The organism is Acinetobacter sp. HA, assembly GCF_000264725.1.
Classification (GTDB): Bacteria; Pseudomonadota; Gammaproteobacteria; order Pseudomonadales; family Moraxellaceae; genus Acinetobacter; species Acinetobacter schindleri.
Map to the genome: position 1 here is coordinate 1 of NZ_AJXD01000065.1, position 1,690 is coordinate 1,690.

The 1,690-nt window shown below is 41.9% G+C and carries 1 protein-coding gene and 1 tRNA gene; both read right to left on the minus strand.

Translation table 11 applies throughout. The features are described 5' to 3' along the window. Positions 1 to 76, minus strand: a tRNA-Gly gene (locus HADU_RS10750). Between the two features lie 65 nt (positions 77 to 141). After that, positions 142 to 1,563, minus strand: a complete 1,422-nt coding sequence (gene cysS, locus HADU_RS10755; protein ID WP_008306282.1) for a cysteine--tRNA ligase — start codon at positions 1,561 to 1,563, stop codon at positions 142 to 144. Positions 1,564 to 1,690 lie beyond the last annotated feature (127 nt).

A 1,690-nucleotide genomic window follows, 5' to 3' on the forward strand; every position in this document is an offset into this window, starting at 1 on the left:
TGGAGCGGGAAACGAGACTCGAACTCGCGACCCCAACCTTGGCAAGGTTGTGCTCTACCAACTGAGCTATTCCCGCAATATGGGAGTGGATTATAAAGAGTTTCCGCTAACTGTCAACTCTCTACCGACTCAACTGCTGAATTAATCAGCACGACGCCATACCGTACCTTGACGCGTATCTTCCAGTACCACCCCTTGGTCCAATAAGGACTGGCGGATTTCATCGGCACGAGCAAAATTTTTCTCTTTCTTGGCATCCTTACGTTGCTGGATCAGGTCTTCAATCTGCGCTTCAGACAAGCCTAACGCTTCCTGACCAATATCAGACTTCAAGAATTCGTCGACATTGTGCTGTACCAGACCCAGAATATTGGTGAGATGACGCAAAGTAGAATAATAAACAGCGGCCTGTTCCTGATTCTGATCTTTTACTGCACGGTTTAGCTCTTTATTCAATTCAAACAATACAGCAATGGCTTCTGGGGTATTAAAGTCATCACACATGGCTGCATTGAAACGCTCAACAAAACTTTGATCTAGTGTTTCAACCATTTGCTCGCCATATACCGCTTGATAAGCTTTAAAGGAATGATAGAAACGCATCAGCGTATTTTTCGCTTCTTTTAATGCTACATCAGAATAGTTCACTGGGCTGCGATAGTGTGAAGAGACGATAAAGTAACGCACTACTTCTGGATGGAATTTTTCAATCACATCGCGAATAGTGAAGAAGTTACCTAAAGACTTCGACATCTTTTCGCCATCGACATTAATGAAGCCGGCATGCATCCAGTAGTTCACATATTGTTCACCTGTCGCTGCTTCAGATTGTGCAATCTCGTTTTCATGATGAGGGAAGCTTAAGTCAGCACCACCACCATGAATATCAAAATGGTTGCCGAGGCAGCAAGTTGACATCGCAGAGCATTCAATATGCCAGCCTGGACGACCATTGCCCCATGGTGAAGCCCAAGAAGGTTCATTTTCTTTTGCATGTTTCCACAGCACAAAGTCAAACGGGTGTTTTTTCTCAACTTCAACGTCAACACGCTCAGAAGCACCGGCTTGCATATCTTCTAGCTTACGACCTGAAAGACGACCATATTTGGCAAATTTTTCAACTTCGAAATACACATCCCCATTATTGGCTGGATATGCTGTGCCATTATTGACTAGTGTATCAATCATATTTTGCATTTGATCGATATAGTCGGTGGCTTTTGGTGCAGCATCTGGTGCAAGACAGCCTAACTTGGCAAAGTCTTCATTCATCGCATCAATAAAACGGCTGGTCAGTGATGAAATGCTTTCACCATTTTCATTGGCACGTTTAATGATTTTATCGTCAATATCGGTGATATTACGGACGTATTTCACCTGCCAGCCCTGACTGCGCAGGAAACGGATAATATAGTCGAATGCAACCACTGTACGTGCATGTCCGATATGACAGTAGTCATAGACCGTCATCCCACAAACATACAAATCAATCTGACCTTCTTTACGAGGCACAAATTCTACTTTTTTACGTTGCTCTGAGTTATATAGAACAAATGGTTGCATAGGTCTTCTAGAATGCTTTTACAAATGATGGCTCATCTTAACCTAAGCATTATTTTTCATAAAGTTTTAAGATATGTTTTTATAAAATTAGCAAATTCATTAATAGATCTCTTTCATAAATCAAAAA

Bases quoted from the DNA above. Each gene is read 5' to 3' on its own strand.
- cysS (WP_008306282.1), bottom strand. From the start codon at position 1,563: ATGCAACCATTTGTTCTATATAACTCAGAGCAACGTAAAAAAGTAGAA.